General features: G+C 53.8%; 22 protein-coding genes and 5 tRNA genes. 25 read left to right on the plus strand and 2 right to left on the minus strand.

Annotated features, from left to right (window positions below):
• Nucleotides 1-26: 26 nt before the first annotated feature.
• The 19 genes from B5F17_RS10250 (at nt 27) to B5F17_RS10340 (ending at nt 14291) form a co-directional block, all read left to right on the plus strand.
• Nucleotides 27-665: a GDSL-type esterase/lipase family protein gene (locus tag B5F17_RS10250; RefSeq protein ID WP_087373589.1), complete on the plus strand. Its 639-nt coding sequence runs from the start codon at nt 27-29 to the stop codon at nt 663-665.
• 81 nt (nt 666-746) lie between these two features.
• Complete coding sequence (locus tag B5F17_RS10255) at nt 747-1208, plus strand: sigma-70 family RNA polymerase sigma factor (RefSeq protein WP_087373590.1); 462 nt, start codon at nt 747-749, stop codon at nt 1206-1208.
• Nucleotides 1208-2629 carry a DUF4179 domain-containing protein gene (locus tag B5F17_RS10260; protein ID WP_087373592.1) on the plus strand — a complete coding sequence of 474 codons (1422 nt, stop codon included), beginning with the start codon at nt 1208-1210 and terminating at the stop codon, nt 2627-2629. Before B5F17_RS10255 ends, B5F17_RS10260 begins: the two co-directional genes overlap by 1 nt.
• Nucleotides 2630-2806: 177 nt before the next feature.
• Entirely contained in the window at nt 2807-3100 is a 294-nt protein-coding gene (locus B5F17_RS10265) for a YerC/YecD family TrpR-related protein (RefSeq protein ID WP_016146287.1), read from the plus strand.
• Between the two features lie 3 nt (nt 3101-3103).
• A complete protein-coding gene (locus B5F17_RS10270) occupies nt 3104-3850 on the plus strand; it encodes a class I SAM-dependent DNA methyltransferase (RefSeq protein WP_016146288.1) in 747 nt (248 codons plus the stop codon).
• Between the two features lie 4 nt (nt 3851-3854).
• On the plus strand, nt 3855-4736 hold the full coding sequence (hslO, locus tag B5F17_RS10275) for an Hsp33 family molecular chaperone HslO (RefSeq protein ID WP_016146289.1): 882 nt from the start codon (nt 3855-3857) through the stop codon (nt 4734-4736).
• A 77-nt stretch (nt 4737-4813) separates the two neighbouring features.
• Nucleotides 4814-4889 (plus strand) — tRNA-Val (locus B5F17_RS10280).
• 3 nt (nt 4890-4892) lie between these two features.
• Nucleotides 4893-4969: transfer RNA gene (locus B5F17_RS10285), tRNA-Asp, on the plus strand.
• 43 nt (nt 4970-5012) lie between these two features.
• Nucleotides 5013-5088 (plus strand) — tRNA-Phe (locus B5F17_RS10290).
• Nucleotides 5089-5132: 44 nt separating this feature from the next.
• Nucleotides 5133-5208: transfer RNA gene (locus tag B5F17_RS10295), tRNA-Gly, on the plus strand.
• A 3-nt stretch (nt 5209-5211) separates the two neighbouring features.
• A tRNA-Cys gene (locus B5F17_RS10300) sits at nt 5212-5285 on the plus strand.
• A gap of 176 nt (nt 5286-5461) precedes the next feature.
• Nucleotides 5462-6439: a sugar ABC transporter substrate-binding protein gene (locus B5F17_RS10305; protein WP_087373594.1), complete on the plus strand. Its 978-nt coding sequence runs from the start codon at nt 5462-5464 to the stop codon at nt 6437-6439.
• 167 nt (nt 6440-6606) lie between these two features.
• Complete coding sequence (locus B5F17_RS10310) at nt 6607-7806, plus strand: MFS transporter (protein ID WP_087373596.1); 1200 nt, start codon at nt 6607-6609, stop codon at nt 7804-7806.
• Nucleotides 7807-7909: 103 nt separating this feature from the next.
• Entirely contained in the window at nt 7910-8341 is a 432-nt protein-coding gene (locus B5F17_RS10315) for a type II toxin-antitoxin system RelB family anti-toxin (protein WP_016146292.1), read from the plus strand.
• A 185-nt stretch (nt 8342-8526) separates the two neighbouring features.
• Nucleotides 8527-10182, plus strand: a complete 1656-nt coding sequence (gene gltX / locus B5F17_RS10320) for a glutamate--tRNA ligase (RefSeq protein ID WP_087373598.1) — start codon at nt 8527-8529, stop codon at nt 10180-10182.
• A gap of 40 nt (nt 10183-10222) precedes the next feature.
• Nucleotides 10223-10654, plus strand: coding sequence for a hypothetical protein (locus B5F17_RS10325; RefSeq protein WP_087373600.1), 432 nt, complete (start codon nt 10223-10225; stop codon nt 10652-10654).
• 20 nt (nt 10655-10674) lie between these two features.
• Nucleotides 10675-12336 (plus strand): glutamine--tRNA ligase/YqeY domain fusion protein, encoded by a 1662-nt coding sequence (locus B5F17_RS10330; RefSeq protein ID WP_016146295.1) that lies wholly within the window; start codon nt 10675-10677, stop codon nt 12334-12336.
• A 149-nt stretch (nt 12337-12485) separates the two neighbouring features.
• On the plus strand, nt 12486-13823 hold the full coding sequence (locus tag B5F17_RS10335; RefSeq protein ID WP_087373602.1) for an MATE family efflux transporter: 1338 nt from the start codon (nt 12486-12488) through the stop codon (nt 13821-13823).
• A gap of 18 nt (nt 13824-13841) precedes the next feature.
• Nucleotides 13842-14291 carry a GNAT family N-acetyltransferase gene (locus B5F17_RS10340; protein ID WP_087373604.1) on the plus strand — a complete coding sequence of 150 codons (450 nt, stop codon included), beginning with the start codon at nt 13842-13844 and terminating at the stop codon, nt 14289-14291.
• Between the two features lie 24 nt (nt 14292-14315).
• On the opposite strand, the gene B5F17_RS10345 is transcribed toward B5F17_RS10340, so the two are convergent.
• On the minus strand, nt 14316-14582 hold the full coding sequence (locus B5F17_RS10345; protein ID WP_016146298.1) for a type II toxin-antitoxin system RelB family anti-toxin: 267 nt from the start codon (nt 14580-14582) through the stop codon (nt 14316-14318).
• Nucleotides 14583-14710: 128 nt separating this feature from the next.
• Between B5F17_RS10345 and B5F17_RS10350 the strand changes: the two genes are divergently transcribed.
• Genes B5F17_RS10350 through B5F17_RS14865 form a run of 3 tightly spaced genes read left to right on the plus strand, consistent with a single transcriptional unit; the run spans nt 14711 to nt 15517 of the window.
• Nucleotides 14711-14932 carry a hypothetical protein gene (locus tag B5F17_RS10350; RefSeq protein WP_087373606.1) on the plus strand — a complete coding sequence of 74 codons (222 nt, stop codon included), beginning with the start codon at nt 14711-14713 and terminating at the stop codon, nt 14930-14932.
• A 38-nt stretch (nt 14933-14970) separates the two neighbouring features.
• Nucleotides 14971-15348 carry a hypothetical protein gene (locus B5F17_RS10355; protein ID WP_016146300.1) on the plus strand — a complete coding sequence of 126 codons (378 nt, stop codon included), beginning with the start codon at nt 14971-14973 and terminating at the stop codon, nt 15346-15348.
• Nucleotides 15349-15379: 31 nt separating this feature from the next.
• On the plus strand, nt 15380-15517 hold the full coding sequence (locus tag B5F17_RS14865; RefSeq protein WP_016146301.1) for a hypothetical protein: 138 nt from the start codon (nt 15380-15382) through the stop codon (nt 15515-15517).
• Nucleotides 15518-15584: 67 nt separating this feature from the next.
• Here B5F17_RS14865 and B5F17_RS10360 read toward each other — a convergent pair whose 3' ends face one another.
• Entirely contained in the window at nt 15585-16826 is a 1242-nt protein-coding gene (locus tag B5F17_RS10360) for a 6-phosphofructokinase (protein WP_016146302.1), read from the minus strand.
• Between the two features lie 248 nt (nt 16827-17074).
• Here B5F17_RS10360 and fba point away from each other — a divergent pair, with 248 nt between their 5' ends.
• The 3 genes from fba to spo0A all read left to right on the plus strand — a co-directional run bounded on the left by fba (nt 17075) and on the right by spo0A (nt 20312).
• Nucleotides 17075-18043 (plus strand): class II fructose-1,6-bisphosphate aldolase, encoded by a 969-nt coding sequence (fba, locus tag B5F17_RS10365; protein ID WP_016146303.1) that lies wholly within the window; start codon nt 17075-17077, stop codon nt 18041-18043.
• 193 nt (nt 18044-18236) lie between these two features.
• Nucleotides 18237-19244: a SpoIVB peptidase gene (spoIVB, locus tag B5F17_RS10370; protein ID WP_087373608.1), complete on the plus strand. Its 1008-nt coding sequence runs from the start codon at nt 18237-18239 to the stop codon at nt 19242-19244.
• 300 nt (nt 19245-19544) lie between these two features.
• Nucleotides 19545-20312, plus strand: coding sequence for a sporulation transcription factor Spo0A (gene spo0A / locus B5F17_RS10375; RefSeq protein WP_016146305.1), 768 nt, complete (start codon nt 19545-19547; stop codon nt 20310-20312).
• The last annotated feature ends 166 nt before the right edge of the window (nt 20313-20478 follow it).

Consider the following 20478-nt stretch of genomic DNA (forward strand, 5'->3'; position numbering starts at 1 on the left):
TTTGTATCTTACGGGAGGAAAACGATATGAAACAGATTCTGTGTTTTGGAGATTCCAACACCTGGGGCTACGACCCGACAAACGGAGGACGATACCCGTATGACATGCGCTGGACCGGACGATTGCAGCAAATGCTGCCCGACTGCCGCGTTCTGGAGTGCGGACATAAAGGACGCACAACCGTGTTTCACGACGATCTGGAGCCCGGACGGGTGGGTTACGACATTCTGCCGATTGAGCTGAACATGCATGAACCGCTGGACCTGCTCGTCATCATGCTGGGTACCAATGACTGCAAGCGTCGTCTAGGAGCCGGAGCAGATGAGATTGCCAAGGGGCTAGAAATGCTCATTCGCCTGACCCAGTCGCCGCTCATCTGGGGCGGAAAGTCGGTGCCTAAGATTTTAGCGGTGGCGCCCATCCCGATGGATGCCGCACACATTCCGGGCAGCGATATGGAGAGCATGTTTGACGCGGCCTCAGCTGCCCGCTCGGCGCGTTTGGCGCAGTCCTATCGTGCGGTCTGTGAGCGTTACGGCGTGGCGTTCTGGGACGCGTCCGAGGCCGTGCCGCATGTAACATCGATCGACGGCGTGCACCTGTCTCCGGCAGACCATGCGGCATTTGCGCAGGCCATCGCGCCGCAGATCGAAGCGCTGCTGTAAAAATTTTTTCTTTGCAAAATCAAAACACATCTTCCAACGCTCTAATAGGCAAAGAGACAAAATACAGAGAGGGGGATGCTTATGGAGCGGGAGGAATTTGCCGCACGGGTACAGGATATTCGGGAACAGCTGTACCGCACGGCCTACGGTTATCTGGGCAATGCGCATGACAGTCTGGAAGCCGTCGACGAGGCGGTTTATCAGGGATTTCGGGCACGCAAGAAGATCCGGCAGCCCGAATTCTTTACGACTTGGATGACGCGCATCTTGATTCATGTATGCTATCGGGAGCTCAAGCGCCGTACCAGACAGCAGGAAGTGCCGGTGGAGGAACAGGGCGCAGAAGATTACGACGGTCTGCCGCTCCGTGAAGCCATCGAGCGCCTGCCGGAAGAATTGCGCCAGGTAATCGTGCTGCGGTACTTTACCGGACTGACCCAGGCCGAGACCGCACAGGCATTGGAAATTCCGCAGGGGACGGTCGTGACGCGCCAGCGCCGCGCACTGGCTCTGCTCCGTGTTGAACTGGAGGAGGATGTGTGATGAAGCGAAACGAAGCATGGGAAGACCTGCTGACGCAGGCGGAGCAGATCCCGGAAGAACTGGAAACTCGTCTGAACCGAACCATTGCGCGGGCGGAACGACGGGAAAAACGACGCAGATGGCTTAAACCCTTAATCGGCGTAACTGGAACGGCGGCAGCGTTTGTACTGTTGGTCAACAGCTCGGTTACGTTTGCACTGGCGGCCAGCCGGGTGCCGATCGTGCGCGAGCTGGTCGAGGCGGTTGCGTTTGACCCCAGCCTCAAGGCGGCGGTTGCACATGATTATGTGCAACTGGTGGGCGATACCTACACGCAGGACGGCGTCACCGTTACAATTGAGTACCTGATAGCCGATCCGATGAATGTTTCGGTCTTTTACAGCCTGTCTGATGAACAGGGAAGAGAACTGGAATTGGTTCCAGATTTGTTCGATGCAGACGGGAATTCCTTACCGGTCAGTGTAAGCTTTGGTGAGGAAAGAATCGAGCGAAATGAGAGCGGAAAGGGACTTTTTGACACAATACGGGGGTATTTGGGTCTTGACAAAGTACAGAAAACCCTGTATACTTGGAGACTCCACGCCTCGAAAGAAGGCGTGATCCAAACACAAATGCAGCTCAAAGTAGAAGTACGTAATCTGGAGCACTGGAAGGACGCCGAATGGAATGCGTTCGATGAACCGGAGGCTCAAGAATCCCGTGCACCGGAAGTGATGTTTACACTGGACATACCCTTAACGATTGAACCGCAGTTCCTTAAAAGCGGACGGGTATTCCCGGTGAATCAGACGGTGGATGTCCTTGGACAGAAGCTGACCATTGACGAAATCGCGATCTATCCGTCCAACACGCGCATTATCTGGCATACCGATCCGGAAAATGATGCGTGGCTGACCTATCTGCCGTTCTATCTGACCGACGAGCACGGAAACAGGGTGGATGGTATCCAAAACGGTATCAGTGGAACCGGAAAAGACAGGGGATATGGCGGCGGCACGGTCTGGCTGGACAGCGCGTGGTATGACACCGCGGAGCATCTGACGTTGCATCTTGACGATGCAGCCATCGTGCCCAAGGATCAGGACACGGTTCTGCTTCAGGCGGACGGACAGCTGGTTGGTCTGCCGGATTATATCGAACAATTGGAACCTGACCCTTACGGCGATGAAGCCGCGTTCACCTTCCGCATTCGGACACAGAAGGGAACTTATCACACCAATACGTCCTCCTTTAATGGATACGTAGACGCGGACGGACAGACCGATTCGTTTGACAGCATCTCGACGTATGTCATGAGCGAAGCGGAGAATACGTTCACCAACAGCTATCCCATGCCGCAGGGTGTGCGCTATCCGCTGACCTTGTTTGTCGATTTTGCACCCGGTCAGAAGCTGGAAAACCCGATCGAAGTCCATACGTAACCGAAAAACAACGCAGCCTTTGTCTGACAATCGGCGGTGTGCCTAAAAGCGCACCGCTTTTTTGTGGTTCGCCTGTGGAAAACTTATGAACGATTTGCGAATTTTCCACTGGAACTGTTTACTTTCTTAAAGTATTGTGTTAGGATAAATTTGAAGTAAAGCTATGGAGGCTACGCGATGAACAGCAAACTGAAGGACGCTCACATGGATGAGCTGTTTGAGGGCGTGCTTTCCCTCACCTCGGTGGAAGAATGCTATAATTTTTTCGAGGATCTGTGCACGATCACCGAACTGCGTGCAATGGCGCAGCGTTTCCAGGTCGCAAAGATGCTGGATGAGGGCCAGATCTACAGCGATATCGTCAAGGAGACCGGCGCGAGCACGGCGACCATCAGCCGCGTCAACAAGTGCCTGATCTACGGTACCGACGGCTACCGCATGGTGCTTGATCGCGCAAAGGGCAAGGCATAACCAATGGACAGTTATCGTTTTTTGTCCGCCTACTATGACCGGTTTACCGACGATGTCGGGTACAGTCGGTGGGCGGACTATTTTGAGTCCGTTTTTCAGCGGTGCGGGTTCCGTCCCGAACTGGTGCTGGACTTGGCATGCGGTACGGGTACGCTGACCGGTGAGATGGCGCGGCGCGGCTATGAGATGATCGGCGTGGACGCATCGCCTGAAATGCTCATGCAGGCTATGAACAATACGCTGGACTGCGACATCAGACCGGTATTTTTGCACCAGAGAATGGAAGAGCTCGACCTGTATGGCACGATACAGGCCGTTTTGTGCTGCCTGGACAGCGTAAACTATGTGACAGATCCGTCCGTCCTGCGTGAAGCGTTTCGACGCGTCTCGCTGTTTTTGGAGCCGGACGGCGTTTTTGTGTTTGATGTGAATACCAAGCGCAAGTTTGACCGCATGAACGGACAGTGCTATGTGCGCGACGACGAGGACGTATACTGCGCCTGGCAGGTAGACTTTGACGGTGCACTGTGCACCTATGATTTTGATATCTTCGAGCGCATCGGTGAGAAAAACCGATGGGAGCGCATGGAAGAGAGCCATCTGGAGCGATACTATGCACCGGAGGAGCTGTGCGCACTGCTGGAAGAGAGCGGCTTTGACCGGATCGAACTGCATCCTGAATTGTCGTTTGGAGAGTTAGACGGCAGTGAGGATCGTATTTTTATCATTGCAAGAAAGAGGAAAGCATAATATTATGGATCGAAGAATTCGTGCGATCACCGCAGACGCAGCCATTCAGATCACGGCCGTCGAGACGACGGGCATGGTCGAGCGGGCGCGTAATATTCATAAGACCCTGCCGCTTGCGACGGCAGCGCTGGGTCGAACCCTGACCATTACCTCGATTATGGGCAGTCAGCTCAAGGTAGACGACGGCTCGGTCACCGTGCAGGTGCGCGGCGACGGCCCGCTGGGCACGATTGTGTGCGTGTCGGACAGCGAGGGTTACGCACGCGGCTATCTGCAGAACCCGGCAGTCGATCTGCCGCTGCGTGCAGATGGCAAGCTGAATGTCGGTGCAGGTGTGGGCTATGGTCAGCTCATGGTCATTAAGGATATTGGACTGAAAGAGCCGGTCAGCGGCATGGTCAATCTGGTTAACGGCGAGATCGCTGAGGATGTGACCCGCTATTTCGCCGAGAGCGAGCAGATTCCGTCCGCGTGTGCGCTGGGCGTGCTGGTCAATACTGACCAGAGCGTGCGGCAGGCAGGCGGTTATCTGGTACAGCTCATGCCCGGTGCGCGTGATACCGACATCGACCAGCTGGAGCGCAACATCCAGAAGGCCGGTGCTATGACCACCATGCTCGATCATGGCATGACGCTCGAGGAGATCGTGGGCGCTGTTCTCGAGGGCTTTACCGTGCAGTTCCTTGATGAGGCCGAGATCGGCTACCGCTGCAATTGCAGTGAGTCCAAGGTCACCCGTGCGCTCATCAGCCTGGGCCAGCAGGAGCTCTGCGATATGGCCGACGAGGAGAAGCCTGCCGAGATCACCTGCCAATTCTGCGATAAAGTGTACTCTTTTTCGCCCGAAGAGCTACGTAAACTCGCAGTAAATGCCAAGAAAAAATAAATTTAAAAAATTTAGAAAAATGTGTTGACATCAGCGGTGGTTTTAGATATAATAATAACCGTCGCTGATGACACCACGGAAGTTTAGCTCAGCTGGGAGAGCATCTGCCTTACAAGCAGAGGGTCACAGGTTCGAGCCCTGTAACTTCCACCACTTGGCCCGGTAGCTCAGTTGGTTAGAGCGCTAGCCTGTCACGCTAGAGGTCGTGGGTTCGAGCCCCATCCGGGTCGCCACTTTCTCTTCTCCCAGAGAAAGCGGCCAACAGTAACTGAAGATGCCTCTGTAGCTCAGTCGGTAGAGCAGGGGACTGAAAATCCCCGTGTCGGTGGTTCGATTCCGCCCGGAGGCACCACTTACTTTCTTTTGAAAAAGAAAGTAAGTGAAAAAACTTAATATGCGGATGTAGCTCATCTGGTAGAGCGCCACCTTGCCAAGGTGGAGGTAGCGAGTTCGAGCCTCGTCATCCGCTCCATCTGGTACCATAGCCAAGCGGTAAGGCGTGGGACTGCAACTCCCTGATCCCCAGTTCGATTCTGGGTGGTACCTCCAGTAAAAGACCTCATGGATTCCATGAGGTCTTTTCTGTTTTTGCATAAAGAAAGCATTTCCTCCAACTGCATCATAAATTACCACATACTATCTTAAAATTCGACCATTCCTGTGGTATACTATATAGCATAGACACAGCGTACGCCGTGTCGGCTTTACCGATAGGGGGAGTTTGCGTGATCAAAAGAATATTCGCCGCACTGCTGTGCGCAATGGCTGCGGCGTGTCTGTCGGGCTGCGCGGAGCAAACACCGCCGCCTGAAGAACATACAGGAACGCGCATTGCGCTTTCTATGGCGTCGAGAGATCAGTTTCTGGTTACTGTAGAGACTTCTGTGCTCGAATATGCGACGCAAAAGCAGATTGACTGCACGGTGTGGGATGCCGGAAACGACTATGTCGTGCAGATGCAGCACGTCAAGGATGCCAGAGAGCAGGGTTATGATGCGCTGATCGTCAACGAGGTCTCACCGAGCCTGACTCGTGGTATCCTGCGCGAAGCGGGCGATATGCCGGTCGTGTTCGTCAACCGTGAGCCGGAAATGAGTGCGCTGACCGTAGGAAAGAACGCTTATGTCGGTTCGGACGACAGCGAGCCCGGACGATATCAGGCTGCATGGCTCAATGACTATGCCGAAGAGAAGGGACTCGAGCACCTGAACATCGTCTATCTGACTGGTATTGAGGGTCAGGCCTCTACGATGGCACGCCGGGAGAGCCTGATGGATCATCTCAAGGTAGACCATGACTTTGTGTATGACTCTACGGCACAGTTTGACCGTGCCAAGGCGCAGGTACAGGTCGGCATGCTCATTGAAGCCGGAAGATCGTTTGACGCGATTGTCGCACAGAATGACGAAATGGCGATTGGCGCTGCCATGGCAATGCAGGCAGCGGGCAAAGAGCTGTGTCCGATTCTGGGCATTGACGGCACGATTGCGGGCTGTCAGGGCATCCGGGACGGTATGCTGTCCTTCACCGTGCGTCAGCCGGGTGATGAACAGGGCAGAGCAGCGGTTGATGCCGCACTGGCACTCATTGCCGGAGAGAGCCTGGATACGGTGTCCGGTGTGACGCTGGGAGAGGATGAGCTGTCTCTGATGATTCCGTACGAACCGGTCGATGCCGAAAACGTCGAGGAATATATTTCTTAACACCAATCTTGCCGGATTGTGGATACACAGTCCGGCTTTTTATGCGTCATATATAAATCCGAGCGAGGTTGTTTATATTTTCGATGGGATTGACGCGGGTATCTGGACAATGCCCCCGGACGCATTATAATGGAGAACGAAATAACAGATAAAGGGGATTTTGATTCATGGCAGCATCTGGTGTCAGCACGGTACAGGAAAGGGGAACGGCACTTCCGATCCTGATTACCCGTGTTGCAATTTGTATTTTTGCCGTCTCACAGACCATGCTTTCGCCGCTGATTACACAGATCGGCGCAGCGTTCGGTCTGGGACTGGGCGGGTCGGGCTTTCTGTTTACCGCTTATTATATTTCTAATATTTTCTTCTGTCTGGTGACCGGACGCATCATCGCGATGATCGGAAAGCGCACGGCGATGAAAGCCGGACTCATTTTCTATGCGCTCGTGACCTTTGCATTTGCCCATACCCACAGCTTTGCCATCGCTTGCGTGTTCATTTCGTGCATGGGCGCGCTTGCAACCTTCATTGAGGCGGTCGGCATGGATTTGGTCGATGATATGTCACCGGTGGATGCCGCCTCTAACCTGACCATGACCCACGGTATTGCGGGCATTGGCATGGTCGGCGGCGTGGTTTACAGTGGACTGATGCTGAACGCGGGTTATGACTGGCGTACCATTTACACCATGATGTCTGTGGCAGTTGGTGCGGTTGCGGTTGTATTCTGTGTCGTCCGCTTTCCCAAGATGCACCAGTCGGCAGCGGGCGGTCTGGCCGAGCTCAAGCACTGGTTTACCCGTCGCGAGCTGTACCCGACCTATTTGGCGCTGTTCCTGTATGTCGGTGCAGAGGGTGCGGTGACCGGCTGGATGGCGACCTTTATGACCACAACGCTCGGCTATTCCTCCTTGCTGGCCTCGCTGGGCACAGCGGCGATCTGGACGGTAGTCACTGTTGGACGTATCGTCTGTGCGGGATTGGTAGGGACCCGATACACTGTGCGTGCGCTGGTGTCCTTCCTGTGTACGGTCTGCGTGATCGGTATTTTGCTGACCGCCGGTGTGACCATGCCGATTTTGTTCTGGGTGGCGCTGCTGCTCGTCGGTGCGGGACTGTCCGCGCTCTGGCCGCTGATTGCCTCGACGGCACTGGATGCAGGCAACAACGGCGGTACGGTCATGTCGCTCATTCTATTTTTCGGCTACTTCGGTGCGGCTGTGATTCCGTACCTCATCGGACTGATCGGTGACGCAGAAGGACTGCGCATGGCGCTCATCGCGTCGGCCATTGTCTTTGCAGCGCTCGGTCTGGTTGTCCGCTTTGTGATGCCGCGCAGCGTGTCCGAAAAACGCACACAGGGATAAATTTGCAACCAGTGGTTGACAAACGCATCCGACGGTTGGTTGAAAACCGACAAGAGATCGGGTATCATGGAGAAAACCAAACCGAACAGAGAGGATGACCGATATGAATTTTGCCGAACGACTGAGTGATGCACGAAAAAACGCCCATCTGACCCAAGACCAGCTGGCCGAACGTCTGGATGTGTCTCGGCAGACCGTATCCAAATGGGAAGCCGGACAGGCGCAGCCCGAGGCTGGACGGATTGCAGCGCTGGCCGATGCGCTCGGCGTGACCTGTGACGCGCTACTGCGCGATGAGACGCCGCAGACCGTGCAGGTGCAGATGACCGGAAACAACAGCTTCACCATCGACTGGGCGAGTCTGTATCCCATCCTGACGCGCTATCAGTCCGAGATGGACTGCGACCGTTACGCCAAGGTGTTTCGTCAGATGATTCAGGAAACGGCGGATACGTATGGGTACAGTCTGGAAGATGCCATGTTGGCGCTCAAGGATTTGTTCGCGCAGACCTACATGGATATGATCAAAAAGTAAGCAAGAGAGTACAAACGCCCTGTATCGTGATGATACAGGGCAAATTTTATGCGCAAAAAGCTGGTTTCGAGGTGGGACTGCCTTGCAATGCGCTATGCGTATATGATACAATATACATTACCAGACTATGCCTGTGCCGGCAGTTGCGGCAGGCACATTTTGAAATTCGGAGATGGAGCGATACCATGGATTATAATTTGCTCGCGGAAAAGCTGTTTCCGCACATCACTAAGACCCCGGAGGATATTCTGGCGCAGTACCCGGCACGTCAGCTGCCGGAGGGTGCAAAGGTAACCCGTATGGGCCCGAGCCCGACCGGTTTTATGCATCTGGGCAACCTGTACGGCGCACTGGTTGATGAGCGTCTGGCACATCAGTCGGGCGGTGTGTTCTACCTGCGCATTGAGGATACCGATAAGAAACGCGAGGTCGAGGGCGGCGTACAGACCATCATCGACGCATTTACCTCGTTCGGTCTGCCCTTTGACGAGGGCGCAACGATGGGAGAAGATCGCGGTGCATACGGCCCGTACCGTCAGTCGCAGCGCGCTGAGATTTACCAGACTTTCGTCAAGTCGCTCGTACAGCGCGGCATGGCATATCCGTGCTTTGCAACCGAGGAAGAGCTGGCAGCCATGCGCGAGAAGCAGGAAGCTGCAAAGGAGAACTTTGGCTACTACGGCAAGTATGCGGTATGGCGTGACCGTCCGATGGAGGACATCGAGGCAGAACTGGCCAAGGGTACGCCGTATGTTGTCCGTTTCCGCTCGGAGGGCAGCATTGAGCATAAGGTGCGTCACGAAGATCTGGTCAAGGGCAAGATGGAAGTCACCGAGAACGACCAGGATGTTGTCATCCTCAAGTCGGACGGTATTCCGACCTACCACTTTGCACACGTTGTGGATGACCACCTGATGGGCACTACCGTCGTTGTACGCGGCGAAGAGTGGCTGGCAACCCTGCCGGTACACCTCCAGCTGTTCCGTGCCATGGGCTGGAAGGCTCCCAAGTATGCACACACCGCACAGCTGATGAAGATCGACGAGGAGACCGGCTCCAAGCGCAAGCTGTCCAAGCGTAAAGATCCCGAGCTGGCACTGACCTTCTACAACCAGCAGGGTTACCCGGCACCGAGTGTGCTCGAATATCTGATGACTCTGCTCAACTCCAACTTTGAGGAGTGGCGCAGAGCAAACCCGGACAAGCCGATGAACGATTTCCCGTTCTCGACCAAGAAGATGAGCGGTTCGGGCGCACTGTTCGATATCGACAAGCTCAAGGACGTATCCAAGAACGTTATTTCTCGTATGTCGGCTGAGGACGTTTACGACGCAGTTGCAGCATGGAGTGAGAAGAACGATCCCGAGTTCCACGCACTCTTTACCCGTGAGCCGGACAAGACCCGCGCATTCCTGGCCATCGGTCGCGGCGGCAAGAAGCCTCGTAAGGATCTGGCACTGTGGTCGGATGTCAAGCCCTATATGGATTTCCTGTTCGACGAGCTGTTTGCACCCGATTACACCATGCCCGAGCACGTGTCCAAGGACGATGCCAAGGCGATTCTGAACGAGTTCAAGGGCCAGTTCGACGAGAACGACACTCCGGACGATTTCTTTGCCAAGATGAAGGCTATCGCAGAACAGCACGGCTTTGCTGCTGAGACCAAGGCATACAAGCAGAACCCGGAGCAGTACAAGGGTCATGTCGGTGATGTATCGATGGTTGTCCGCATCGCGGTTGCAGGCCGTCAGAACGCACCGGACATGCAGAGCGTCATGCACATCATGGGCGCAGAGCAGGTTAAGGCACGACTGGACAAGTGCATCGCCGCACTTGGTTAATCCGCTCTCTTAAAATTGAATTGTTTGGAGGGATATTTCCATGAAACACCGTCGCTTATTTGCGGTATGCGGTCTGTTGGCAATCTGCCTGACCGGATGTACCCCGTCTGATGCACAGCAAACCGAGCAAAGTCAGGAAACTGTGGGTGTGCAAGCGCCGCAGGAATTCCTGGACACTTTGACGCTGGAAAATCTGGTCACTGCCGTAGACGATGATTCCCAGACCATTGTGCTGGGAACACTGGACGAAACCGAACTGGAACAGTTTAGTGCATACTGCACGCAGGTTCTGGACAATGTGGACAGTGCAGAACTCAAGGACGCAACGGTGTCTTCTACGCTGATCCAGTATGATCCAACGGTTGAGATGACCGAGATCAGCGATCTTGAGGGATATCTGTCCATCCATTCGGAGATTCCTGATACCGGACTCACCGATCAAAATTTTTGTTATCGCATTGAAAAAACATAACCGAGGGGGTTATTGAATCCATGGAAGAAGTCAAAAACTTTCTGACTGATATCATTGACGCCGACATTGCGGCTGGCCTCAATGAGCAGATCCACACCCGTTTCCCGCCCGAGCCCAACGGCTACCTGCACATCGGCTCGGCTAAGGCGATCTACATCAACTGGTCGATCGCTCAGAAGTACAATGGTAAGTTCAATCTGCGTTTTGACGACACCAACCCGGTGCGTGAGGACGACGAATATGTACAGTCCATTCAGGAAGATATCAAGTGGCTGACCGGTGAGATGCCCAACGGCGGTATTTTCTACGGTTCGGACTACTTTGAGACCTGCTATGACTGCGCGGTTGCACTCATCAAGGCTGGCAAGGCATACGTGTGCGACCTGACCCAGGACGAAATCCGTGAGTACCGCGGCACGCTGACCGAGCCGGGCAAGAACAGCCCGTACCGTGATCGTTCGATCGAGGAGAATCTGCAGCTGTTCCAGGACATGCGCGACGGCAAGTTCCCGGACGGTTCCAAGACCCTGCGTGCCAAGATCGATATGGCGTCTCCCAACATGAACATGCGTGACCCGGCGATCTACCGCATCGTCCGCGCACACCATCACCGTCAGGGTGACAAGTGGTGCATCTATCCGCTCTACGACTTTGCACACCCGATTCAGGACGCACTGGAAGGCATCACGCACTCCATGTGCTCGATCGAGTTCGAGAACCATCGTCCGCTGTACGAGTGGGTTGTCGATAACTGCCCGCTGCCGCACCATCCCAAGCAGCGCGAGTTTGCTCGCCTGAACGTGACCAACACGGTCATGTCCAAGCGTTACCTGCGTCAGCTGGTATTTGAGCATCACGTTGAGGGTTGGGACGATCCGCGTATGCCCACTCTGTGCGGCCTGCGCCGCCGCGGCTACACCCCGTCCTCCATTCTGGAGTTTGTGCGCCGCGCTGGTATTGCAAAGGCAAATTCGCTCGTAGACATCCGCCTGCTCGAGCACTGCATCCGTGAGGAACTCAACGAGACTGCAATCCGTCGTATGGCTGTCACCGAGCCCATCAAGATGGTTATCACCAACTACCCGGAGGATAAGACCGAGGTCTTCACCCTGCCCAATAACCCCAAGGACGAGACCGCAGGCAGCCGTGACGTACCGTTCACTCGTGAGCTGTATATCGAGAAGAGCGACTTTGCAATGGTACCGCCTCCGAAGTTCCAGCGCCTCAAGCCCGACGGCGAGGTTCGCCTGATGGGTGCATATATCGTCAAGTGCAACGAGGTTATCACCGACGAGAACGGTGAGGTCGTTGAGCTGCACTGCACCGCCGATCTGGAGACCGGAAACGGTATGCCGGTAGATGGCCGCAAGGTCAAGGGTACCATTCACTGGGTATCGGCTTCCCATGCGATTGATGCAGACTGCTATCTGTACGACAATCTGTTCACGCTGGAGAACACCGGTGACGTGCCCGAGGGCAAGGACTATCTGGATTTCCTCAATCCTGACTCGCTCAAGAAGCTGACCGGCTGTAAGCTCGAGCCGTCGATTGCAGCGGTGCCGACCGGTACCCGCATGCAGTTTGTGCGCATGGGCTACTTCATCAAGGACACCGAGGACGGACGTTACAACCGTATCGTCACCCTCAAGGACAGCTTCGCAAAGACGCTTCAGGGCAAGTAAGCGAAAAACTGTAAAAAATGCCAAAAGGGCTTCCGGTTTGGAAGCCCTTTTTTCTGCGATTTTGGGACAAAACCGCGCTTGTATCGGGGTGAAAACGGTCGTATACTAGTACAAGATGAAAAAATACCAATAGAGGGGGAAATACTGGTATGAACGATATGACAACCGGCTCACCGCTCAAAATCCTTGTGACCTTTTCGCTGCCCATGCTCATCAGCATGATTTTCCAGCAGATGTACTCGGTCGTGGATACCATCGTAGCCGGACGATTCATCAGCGCCAATGCGCTTGCAGCAGTCGGTGCATCTTATCCGATCACCACGCTGTTTATCGCATTCGCCACCGGCGCGAGCGTGGGATGCTCGGTTGTGGTGTCGCAGATGTTTGGACGAAAGGATTACCGAGAGGTCAAAACCGCATCATGTACGGCGATTTTGTCTATTCTGGTGCTGGCCGCTGTGCTGACTGTGATTGGCTTGCAGGCAGCCGACCCGCTGCTGCGTGTGATTGGCACACCGAGCAAGATTTTTGCAGCAGCCTCGCTGTATCTGAAGGTTTACCTGCTCGGTCTGATCTCGCTGTTCCTGTATAACACGGCCACAGCACTGTTTAACGGCCTGGGAGATAGCTTCACACCGCTGTGCTTTCTGATCTTTTCCTCGGTGCTCAATATTGCGCTCGACCTGTTCCTGGTTATCGTCTGCAAGTGGGGTATCCTGGGTGTCGCTTGGGCGACCTTCATCGCACAGGGATTGGCTTCGCTGCTCGCAACAGCAACCTTTGTGCGTCGCGTGCTCAAGCTCAAGAGCGAGGGTAAGGTAAAAAAGTTCGACCGCGCCATGCTGCCGATGATGATTCGTATTGCTGTGCCGTCGGTGTGTCAGCAGTCGTTCGTGTCGGTCGGTGTCTTTTTGGTGCAGGGACTCATCAACTCGTTTGGTGAGATCACCATCGCATCCTTTGCCGCAGCGCTCAAGGTCAATACCTTTGCCTGCATGACCATGAACACGCTGCCGACCGCGCTGAGTTCGTTTGCATCGCAGAATATCGGTGCAGGGAAGATGGACCGCGTGTATCAGGGACTGAAAATCTCGATCATCATTGCGATGGTGGTTGCAGCCTGCTCGAATATCCTGTTTTTGGTCTGCGGAGACCCGATCATCGGTCTGTTTGCCGACGATCTCGACCGTGCAGCCATCATCAAGGAAGGCATGCAGTTCTTACATATCTGCGCACCGTTCTACTTCTTGATCGCGGTCAAAAACTGTTGTGACAGCGTACTGCGCGGCGGCGGTGCGATGGGGCAGTTTATGGCGACCACCTTTGCAGACCTGTTCTTGCGTGTGGTCATTGCGTACATTCTGGTGCTGTGCTTCCAGATGGGATACAGCGGCGTGTGCTGGTCGTATCCGATCGGCTGGATTTTGGGCACAGCGCTTTCGGTCGTATTCTTTAAGAGCGGCAAGTGGAAGCTTGCGCGTTTGTGAGCAGAGAGGAGTAAATGTATGAGACTGCAATGGATTCCAACCGATAAAAAACGGTTTTTATCGCTGTTGCTGCTTGCAGATGAGCAGGAAAGCATGATTGACCGTTATCTGATGCGCGGTACGATGTACGCAGCGGTCGAAGGAGAGCAGACCTTCGGTGTGATGGTAGTGGTACGGCAGGCACAGAATGTGTATGAGCTCAAAAATCTGGCGGTTGACCCGGCACATCAGCGCAAGGGCATCGGTAAATGGATGATCGACGAGCTGAGCCGTATCTGTCGGGAACGCGGTGCGGATACGCTGCGCGTAGGAACCGGTGAGAGTCCCAAGACATTGGGGTTTTATCAGAGCTGTGGATTTGCGGAATGCGGCCGTGAACCCGATTTCTTCACGAAAAATTACGATCATTCGATCGTAGAAGACGGCATGACCCTGCGGGACATGATTTATCTGGAAAAGAAACTGTAATATGGAATAAAAAAGGACTGGCTCTCAATCGGAGCCAGTCCTTTTCTTGTGGTGGGATGCTGGATAGGGTGCTGGTTGGTCGGTCTGATCCAGCAGATAGTCGATACTTGTGCCGTAGAACGCTGCAAGTTTAATTAAAATTGCGGTAGGAATATCGTTTTCACCGGTTTCGTACTTGGAATATCCCGTTTGCGACATGCCAAGAATTTTTGCGAGTTTGGTTTGTGAAAGTTCTCGATCCTCTCGAAGATCACGCAGTCTTCTGTAAATCAAAATTTCTCCTTTGCCCATAAAGCCAATCCTTTACAGATTATTATATGCGGCGTGAGAAATTGCACTTGCATTTTAACCTGAATCAGGTTAAAATAAGATTAACCTATTTCAGGTTAATAGAAGGAATAATAGGGAGGATGAAGTTGATGGACGCAGTGATTTGTGTAGTGCTCATTGTTTATATTGTGCTGGGCATTCGATGGGGAATCAGATATATAGATGGCAGGTGGGCTTGGTTGGAACAACCGACAAATAGAGTTGTGAAGTGGATAGTTGCAGTCGGGATTGGTGTCGTGTTTGGAATCTTTGGGATGCTTGCACGTGTCATGAAATTCATTCTCGTAGATTTACCAGCTATGATGCGCTAATGAGGTAAGGCGATTGGATACGGAAAGAAGGGATTTCTATGTCGTTAGACCAGAGATTGCGTGAAGCGAATTACATAAAGAGAGGAGATGACAGTCAGGAAGCGCGGGACGGCGGACAATGTGGATTACTGCCGTGTGACTACTCCAGAATTGTTGAGAATGAGCAGACTGGCGAGAGTTTTCGTATATGCGATCGATTTGGAATTCGCGTGGGAGAGTATGACTCCTGCAAGTATTATAGCGATGCCAATATGAAGGAACTGATTGGTCAGATGTCCGTTCTTTTACAGGAAGAGCAGCAGGACAAGGAACGAATTGCGATGCAGAAACAAGCGCCAAAGTCAAAAAATAGAGGACTTTTTCTGTTTGTGATTCTTTGTGCAGTGATTTTCATTTACTGGTATATTGCGTATTGAATGAAATGAATTTTTACAAGGAGGTGAAACCATGTCTTATTCGGAAGAGTGCTGTAAGTGCATCTATTGTGAACGTGACCCGGGTTCTAATAGCGGCTGGTATTGTACCTGGAGACAAACACATGTAGGTGCAACCGAAAGCTGCTATAAGTTTGAATCCAAATATTAAAACGAAAAACCCCCGAAGGAAATCCTTCGGGGGTTTGCTTTTTCAGATGATCAGATCGCAGATGATCTTAAGCCTCAGCCTTGATCTTCTTCAGCTTAGCAAAGCGCGGCAGGCCGTTCTCCTTCGGACCTACGTTGTCGCCAGCGATCAGCGGCATAGCGTAGTCGATGAATGCCTGAGTTACGCCGTTGCCCTCAGCGTTGATCCACTCACGCGGAACCTTCTTCTCGGTGTTAGCAACCTGAGACAGGGGCAGCAGCTCGATCTCGCACTTGTAGCCGTTCTCGTCGCGGGTGCACTTGAAGCCCGGCATGTAGTCGGTCTTGCCAGCAACAGCATTCTCGACAGCAGCCTTACCGGACATGTAGGACTCGTCAACGTCGGTCTTGGAAGCGCAGTGAGCAGCGCAGCGCTGCAGCAGGGACAGCTCGATGCCACGAACCTTAACGCCCAGCTCGCTCTTGATCTTGTCAGCCAGCATAGCAGCCAGGCCGCCCAGCTGAGCATGACCGAAACCGTCGGTTGCGGAGGTCTTAGCCTCGGAAACGAAGGTGCCGTCAGCGTAGTGGATGCCCTCGGAAACAGCTACCAGGCAGTTGCCCTTCTCAGCGTAAACCTTCTTAACGTCAGCCATGAACTTGTCCATGTCGAAGTCGGTCTCGGGGAGGTAGATGAGGTCGGGACCAGCGCCCTGAGCGGTAGCCAGACCAGCAGCAGCGGTCAGCCAGCCAGCGTGGCGGCCCATGATCTCAACAACACAAACCATGCCGGTGTCGTAAACGCGAGCGTCCTGATAGATCTCCATGCAGGAAGTAGCGATGTACTTGGAAGCGGAAGCGTAGCCCGGGCAGTGGTCGGTGCCGAACAGGTCGTTATCGATGGTCTTCGGGATGCCCATAACGCGGCAGTCGTAACCGGACTTCATCATGAACTTGGAGATCTTGTTGCAGGTATCCATGGAGTCGTTACCGCCGTTGTAGAAGAAGTAACGAACGTCATACTTCTTGAAGATCTCGAGGATACGCTTGTAATCGGTATCGTCAACGTCGGGATCAGCCAGCTTGTAACGGCAGGAACCGAGTGCAGAAGACGGGGTGTAGCGGAGAAGCTTGAGCTCTTCGCGGTCTTCCTTGTCGATGTCGAGCAGCTGGTCGTCGAGCACACCGCGGATGCCGTGAGCAGCACCCAGAACGCGGGTGATAGAGGGGCAGTCGAGAGCGGTCTCGATTGCGCCGAGAACAGACGTGTTGATGACGGAAGTGGGGCCACCGGACTGGCCGATGATGCAAGCGCCCTTTAATTCACTCATTGGAAAAACCTCCTAATGTTAATGAAAAATAACCTTGTCGGATATTTTGGTACAAAAAAATCATATCATATTGTCTAGCAAAAATCAATTTCTTTTCCATGTAAAAGCTTCCAAAATTTCCACCTGTTACACAAAGATATATTTGGAAAACATGGGTCTTGATTTTGACCGGTATAGCTGGTAAAATAACCATAGAATATCCTGGTTCCAAGTGGAAACAGAATAGATAGTGAAAGGAAGTAATCAAAATGCCGTTAGTTACTACTACTGAGATGTTTAAGAAGGCATACGACGGCGGCTATGCTGTCGGTGCATTCAACGTAAACAACATGGAGATCGTTCAGGGTATCACTGAGGCTTGCCAGGAGCAGAAGGCTCCGGTTGTCCTGCAGGTATCCAAGGGCGCTCGTGCTTACGCAAACCACAACTATCTGGTAAAGATGGTTCAGGCTGCTGTTGAGAACTGCCCCGAGATCCCGATCGCTCTGCATCTGGACCACGGCGATTCTTTCGAAGTTTGTAAGAGCTGCATCGACGGCGGTTTCACCTCCGTTATGATCGACGCTTCTTCCAAGTCCTTCGAGGAGAACATCGCTCTGACCAAGCAGGTTGTTGAGTACGCACACGCACACGGCGTTGTTGTCGAGGCTGAGCTGGGTACCCTGGCTGGCGTCGAGGACGAAGTTTGCGTAGAGGCTGGCAACGAGAGCTACACCCGTCCGGAAGAGGTTGAGGAATTCGTTTCCCGCACCGGCTGTGACTCCCTGGCAATTGCAATCGGTACTTCTCACGGTGCTTACAAGTTCACCGCTGCACAGTGCACCCGCAACGAGGAAGGCATCCTGGTTCCGCCTCCGCTCCGCTTCGACGTTCTGGAAGAGTGCATCAAGCGTCTGCCTGGTTTCCCGATCGTTCTGCACGGTTCTTCTTCTGTTCCGCAGGAGTTCGTCAAGATGATCAACCAGTACGGCGGCAGCATGCCCGATGCAATCGGTATCCCGGAGGAAGAGCTGCGCAAGGCTGCAAAGCTGGCTGTCTGCAAGATCAATATCGACTCCGATATCCGTCTGGCAATGACCGCTACCATCCGCAAGTACTTTGCTGAGCATCCGGATCACTTCGATCCCCGTCAGTACCTCAAGCCCGCTCGTCAGGCTGTCAAGGACATGGTTACCCACAAGCTGATCAACGTTCTGGGCTGCAACGGCAAGGCGTAAGCGTCTGCACGCGCAATTTAACAATTTTGCTGACAAAGACACCTTGGTTTTCCAGGGTGTCTTTCGTTTTTTTATGCGTTTCCGCTTTCCGTAAAATCTGCCTCCGGCGGCGGCTGTGTTCCCGCTCTGCCAGCATTGGGCACGGCTCACAGGCTGCGCTCTGCGGCATACTAGCCGATGAGGAGGTGGAAGTATGCAAATACGCAACAAATGGCTTGCACGCAGCTGTGCGGCCGCTCTGGTGCTGGCTTTGTCGGTGGGCACGGCACTTGCCGCACAGAGCTTGATTCCGGTCGGACGCGCGGCGGGTATCAAACTGCATGCCGACGGTGTCATGATCGCGTCTCTCGATCCGGTTACGACCGCGGTCGGACAGGTCAGTCCGGCTGAGGCGGCTGGATTGCAGCCGGGTGACGTGATCCTGACCGCAAACGGTCAATCGGTAGACACCAATGACGCTTTACAGGAGATCATTGAAGGCGCAGACGGCCAAGCAATTACGCTGCATGTGCGGCGAGATGGTGAGGAGCTGGATGTGTCAGTGACTCCGGTGCAGGACACCAGCGGTCATGATCGGTTGGGCGTGATGATTCGTGACGGTATGGCCGGTATCGGAACAATCACCTACGTTGATCCGGAAACTGGAGCCTATGGTTCGCTGGGACACGGCATCTGTGACGGTGAGAGCGGTGTGCTCGTTCCGCTTGCAGAGGGTAGTCTGATGGAGGCTTCGGTTGCAGGCGTGCAGAAGGGTGCATCTGGCGCACCGGGTGCACTGCAAGGTGAATTTAACTTGCAGGAAGATATGGGAACGGTCGAGAAAAATACGGATACCGGTATTTTTGGCGTGCTGACCGATGACAGCTATTATGACGATCTGGATACGCTGCCCATCGCGGACGCACAGGAAGGTACCTGTGAGATCTGGTCGAATGTTGAGGGCGAGACGATTGGACATTACACCGCTGAGATTACCAAACTCTATGGGGAAGGCGGAGAGAACGACCGGTCTATGGTCATCCATGTCACCGACCCGAAACTGATCGAAAAGACCGGCGGTATCGTGCAGGGAATGAGCGGCAGCCCGGTGATTCAGGATGGCAAGCTTGTGGGTGCGGTCACCCATGTTTTGGTGAACGATCCCACAAGGGGATATGCTGTCGAAATTGAGAAAATGCTGGAAGCACAGGCCGCGGCATAAGGCTGGAAGCTGGAAAGCGTGGGAGCGGGATTCCCGCGCTTTCCGCCATTTCCAGACACGGATATAGACGGTGAAGAACCCGGTAAGATCGGGGAAGACCTTGGAGAACCGAGTCGATGACAGACGGGAAATGTCGAATTTTGTCGAACACAGTCGCACGAAATCTGGCCGAAAACACGCAAAATCCATTGTGCGAGCTGGAAAAATATGGTAAATTAAGGAAGCCGCACGAAAGCAACCACAGAACAGAACAACGGCAGTCAGAACAAAAAATTTGTCAGGAAGGCAGTGAGTGACAACATGGAACGGAACATTCGAGTAGTAATCGCAGATGGAGACCAGGAATTCCGCACAGCGCTCTCGGGCGCCTTGCAGGCGGAGGATGGAATTGAGGTCGTCGGAACGGCGGCGAGTGGTACTGGCGCATTGGAGCAGGTGCGTGAGCTGGCACCCGACCTGCTGCTGACCGACCTGATGCTGCCCGAGCTGGATGGACTGAGCCTGCTGCATCGCATCGTGGACAATGGATACAAGGTCGGGGTATTCGTCATCTCGGCATTCGCCAGCGATATGGCAGCGGCAGAGTGCAGCGCGCTGGGCGTCAGCCATTTTCTGCGCAAGCCGGTAGGCCCGGAAGTGCTGGCAGGACGCATTCGCCAGTGGGGCATGTCCCGACAGACCGCATGCGTGCGCGAGCCCGAAATGCCGGCTGAGCTGGATTTGGAACTGCGCGTGACCGAAGTTATCCATCAGGTTGGCGTACCGGCACACATCAAGGGCTATCAGTATCTGCGTGAGGCGATCATCATGGCCATCCGCGATATGGAATCGGTTGGTGCAATCACCAAGATCATGTATCCGGGCATCGCAAAGAAATTCCATACCACAGCATCCCGCGTCGAACGTGCCATTCGCCATGCGATTGAAGTTGCCTGGGATCGCGGAGACATCGAGACCTTGCAGTCGTATTTCGGCTATACGGTATCGGGCGTCAAGGGCAAGCCGACCAATTCCGAATTCATCTCGATGATTGCAGATCGTCTGAGACTGCAAATGCGCAGAGGGTAAATCTGCACGGGACTTATCTCGCAAACGGCATTTTGAAAACATCTTCTATCTGAATGAGGGCAAGATCAGAAAAAATAGCGCGTTATCGGTATTATTTGCAAAACAGTGATAAACTATGATAAAAGCCTGTCATAGTGAATAAATCCCTGAAACACGCAATGGATAA

The organism is Butyricicoccus pullicaecorum, assembly GCF_002160355.1.
Lineage (GTDB): Bacteria > Bacillota > Clostridia > Oscillospirales > Butyricicoccaceae > Butyricicoccus > Butyricicoccus pullicaecorum.

Bases quoted from the DNA above. Each gene is read 5' to 3' on its own strand.
- B5F17_RS10250 (WP_087373589.1), top strand. From the start codon at position 27: ATGAAACAGATTCTGTGTTTTGGAGATTCCAACACCTGGGGCTACGAC.
- B5F17_RS10255 (WP_087373590.1), top strand. From the start codon at position 747: ATGGAGCGGGAGGAATTTGCCGCACGGGTACAGGATATTCGGGAACAG.
- B5F17_RS10260 (WP_087373592.1), top strand. From the start codon at position 1,208: ATGAAGCGAAACGAAGCATGGGAAGACCTGCTGACGCAGGCGGAGCAG.
- B5F17_RS10265 (WP_016146287.1), top strand. From the start codon at position 2,807: ATGAACAGCAAACTGAAGGACGCTCACATGGATGAGCTGTTTGAGGGC.
- B5F17_RS10270 (WP_016146288.1), top strand. From the start codon at position 3,104: ATGGACAGTTATCGTTTTTTGTCCGCCTACTATGACCGGTTTACCGAC.
- hslO (WP_016146289.1), top strand. From the start codon at position 3,855: ATGGATCGAAGAATTCGTGCGATCACCGCAGACGCAGCCATTCAGATC.
- B5F17_RS10310 (WP_087373596.1), top strand. From the start codon at position 6,607: ATGGCAGCATCTGGTGTCAGCACGGTACAGGAAAGGGGAACGGCACTT.
- B5F17_RS10315 (WP_016146292.1), top strand. From the start codon at position 7,910: ATGAATTTTGCCGAACGACTGAGTGATGCACGAAAAAACGCCCATCTG.
- gltX (WP_087373598.1), top strand. From the start codon at position 8,527: ATGGATTATAATTTGCTCGCGGAAAAGCTGTTTCCGCACATCACTAAG.
- B5F17_RS10325 (WP_087373600.1), top strand. From the start codon at position 10,223: ATGAAACACCGTCGCTTATTTGCGGTATGCGGTCTGTTGGCAATCTGC.
- B5F17_RS10330 (WP_016146295.1), top strand. From the start codon at position 10,675: ATGGAAGAAGTCAAAAACTTTCTGACTGATATCATTGACGCCGACATT.
- B5F17_RS10335 (WP_087373602.1), top strand. From the start codon at position 12,486: ATGAACGATATGACAACCGGCTCACCGCTCAAAATCCTTGTGACCTTT.
- B5F17_RS10340 (WP_087373604.1), top strand. From the start codon at position 13,842: ATGAGACTGCAATGGATTCCAACCGATAAAAAACGGTTTTTATCGCTG.
- B5F17_RS10345 (WP_016146298.1), bottom strand. From the start codon at position 14,582: ATGGGCAAAGGAGAAATTTTGATTTACAGAAGACTGCGTGATCTTCGA.
- B5F17_RS10350 (WP_087373606.1), top strand. From the start codon at position 14,711: ATGGACGCAGTGATTTGTGTAGTGCTCATTGTTTATATTGTGCTGGGC.
- B5F17_RS10355 (WP_016146300.1), top strand. From the start codon at position 14,971: ATGTCGTTAGACCAGAGATTGCGTGAAGCGAATTACATAAAGAGAGGA.
- B5F17_RS14865 (WP_016146301.1), top strand. From the start codon at position 15,380: ATGTCTTATTCGGAAGAGTGCTGTAAGTGCATCTATTGTGAACGTGAC.
- B5F17_RS10360 (WP_016146302.1), bottom strand. From the start codon at position 16,826: ATGAGTGAATTAAAGGGCGCTTGCATCATCGGCCAGTCCGGTGGCCCC.
- fba (WP_016146303.1), top strand. From the start codon at position 17,075: ATGCCGTTAGTTACTACTACTGAGATGTTTAAGAAGGCATACGACGGC.
- spoIVB (WP_087373608.1), top strand. From the start codon at position 18,237: ATGCAAATACGCAACAAATGGCTTGCACGCAGCTGTGCGGCCGCTCTG.
- spo0A (WP_016146305.1), top strand. From the start codon at position 19,545: ATGGAACGGAACATTCGAGTAGTAATCGCAGATGGAGACCAGGAATTC.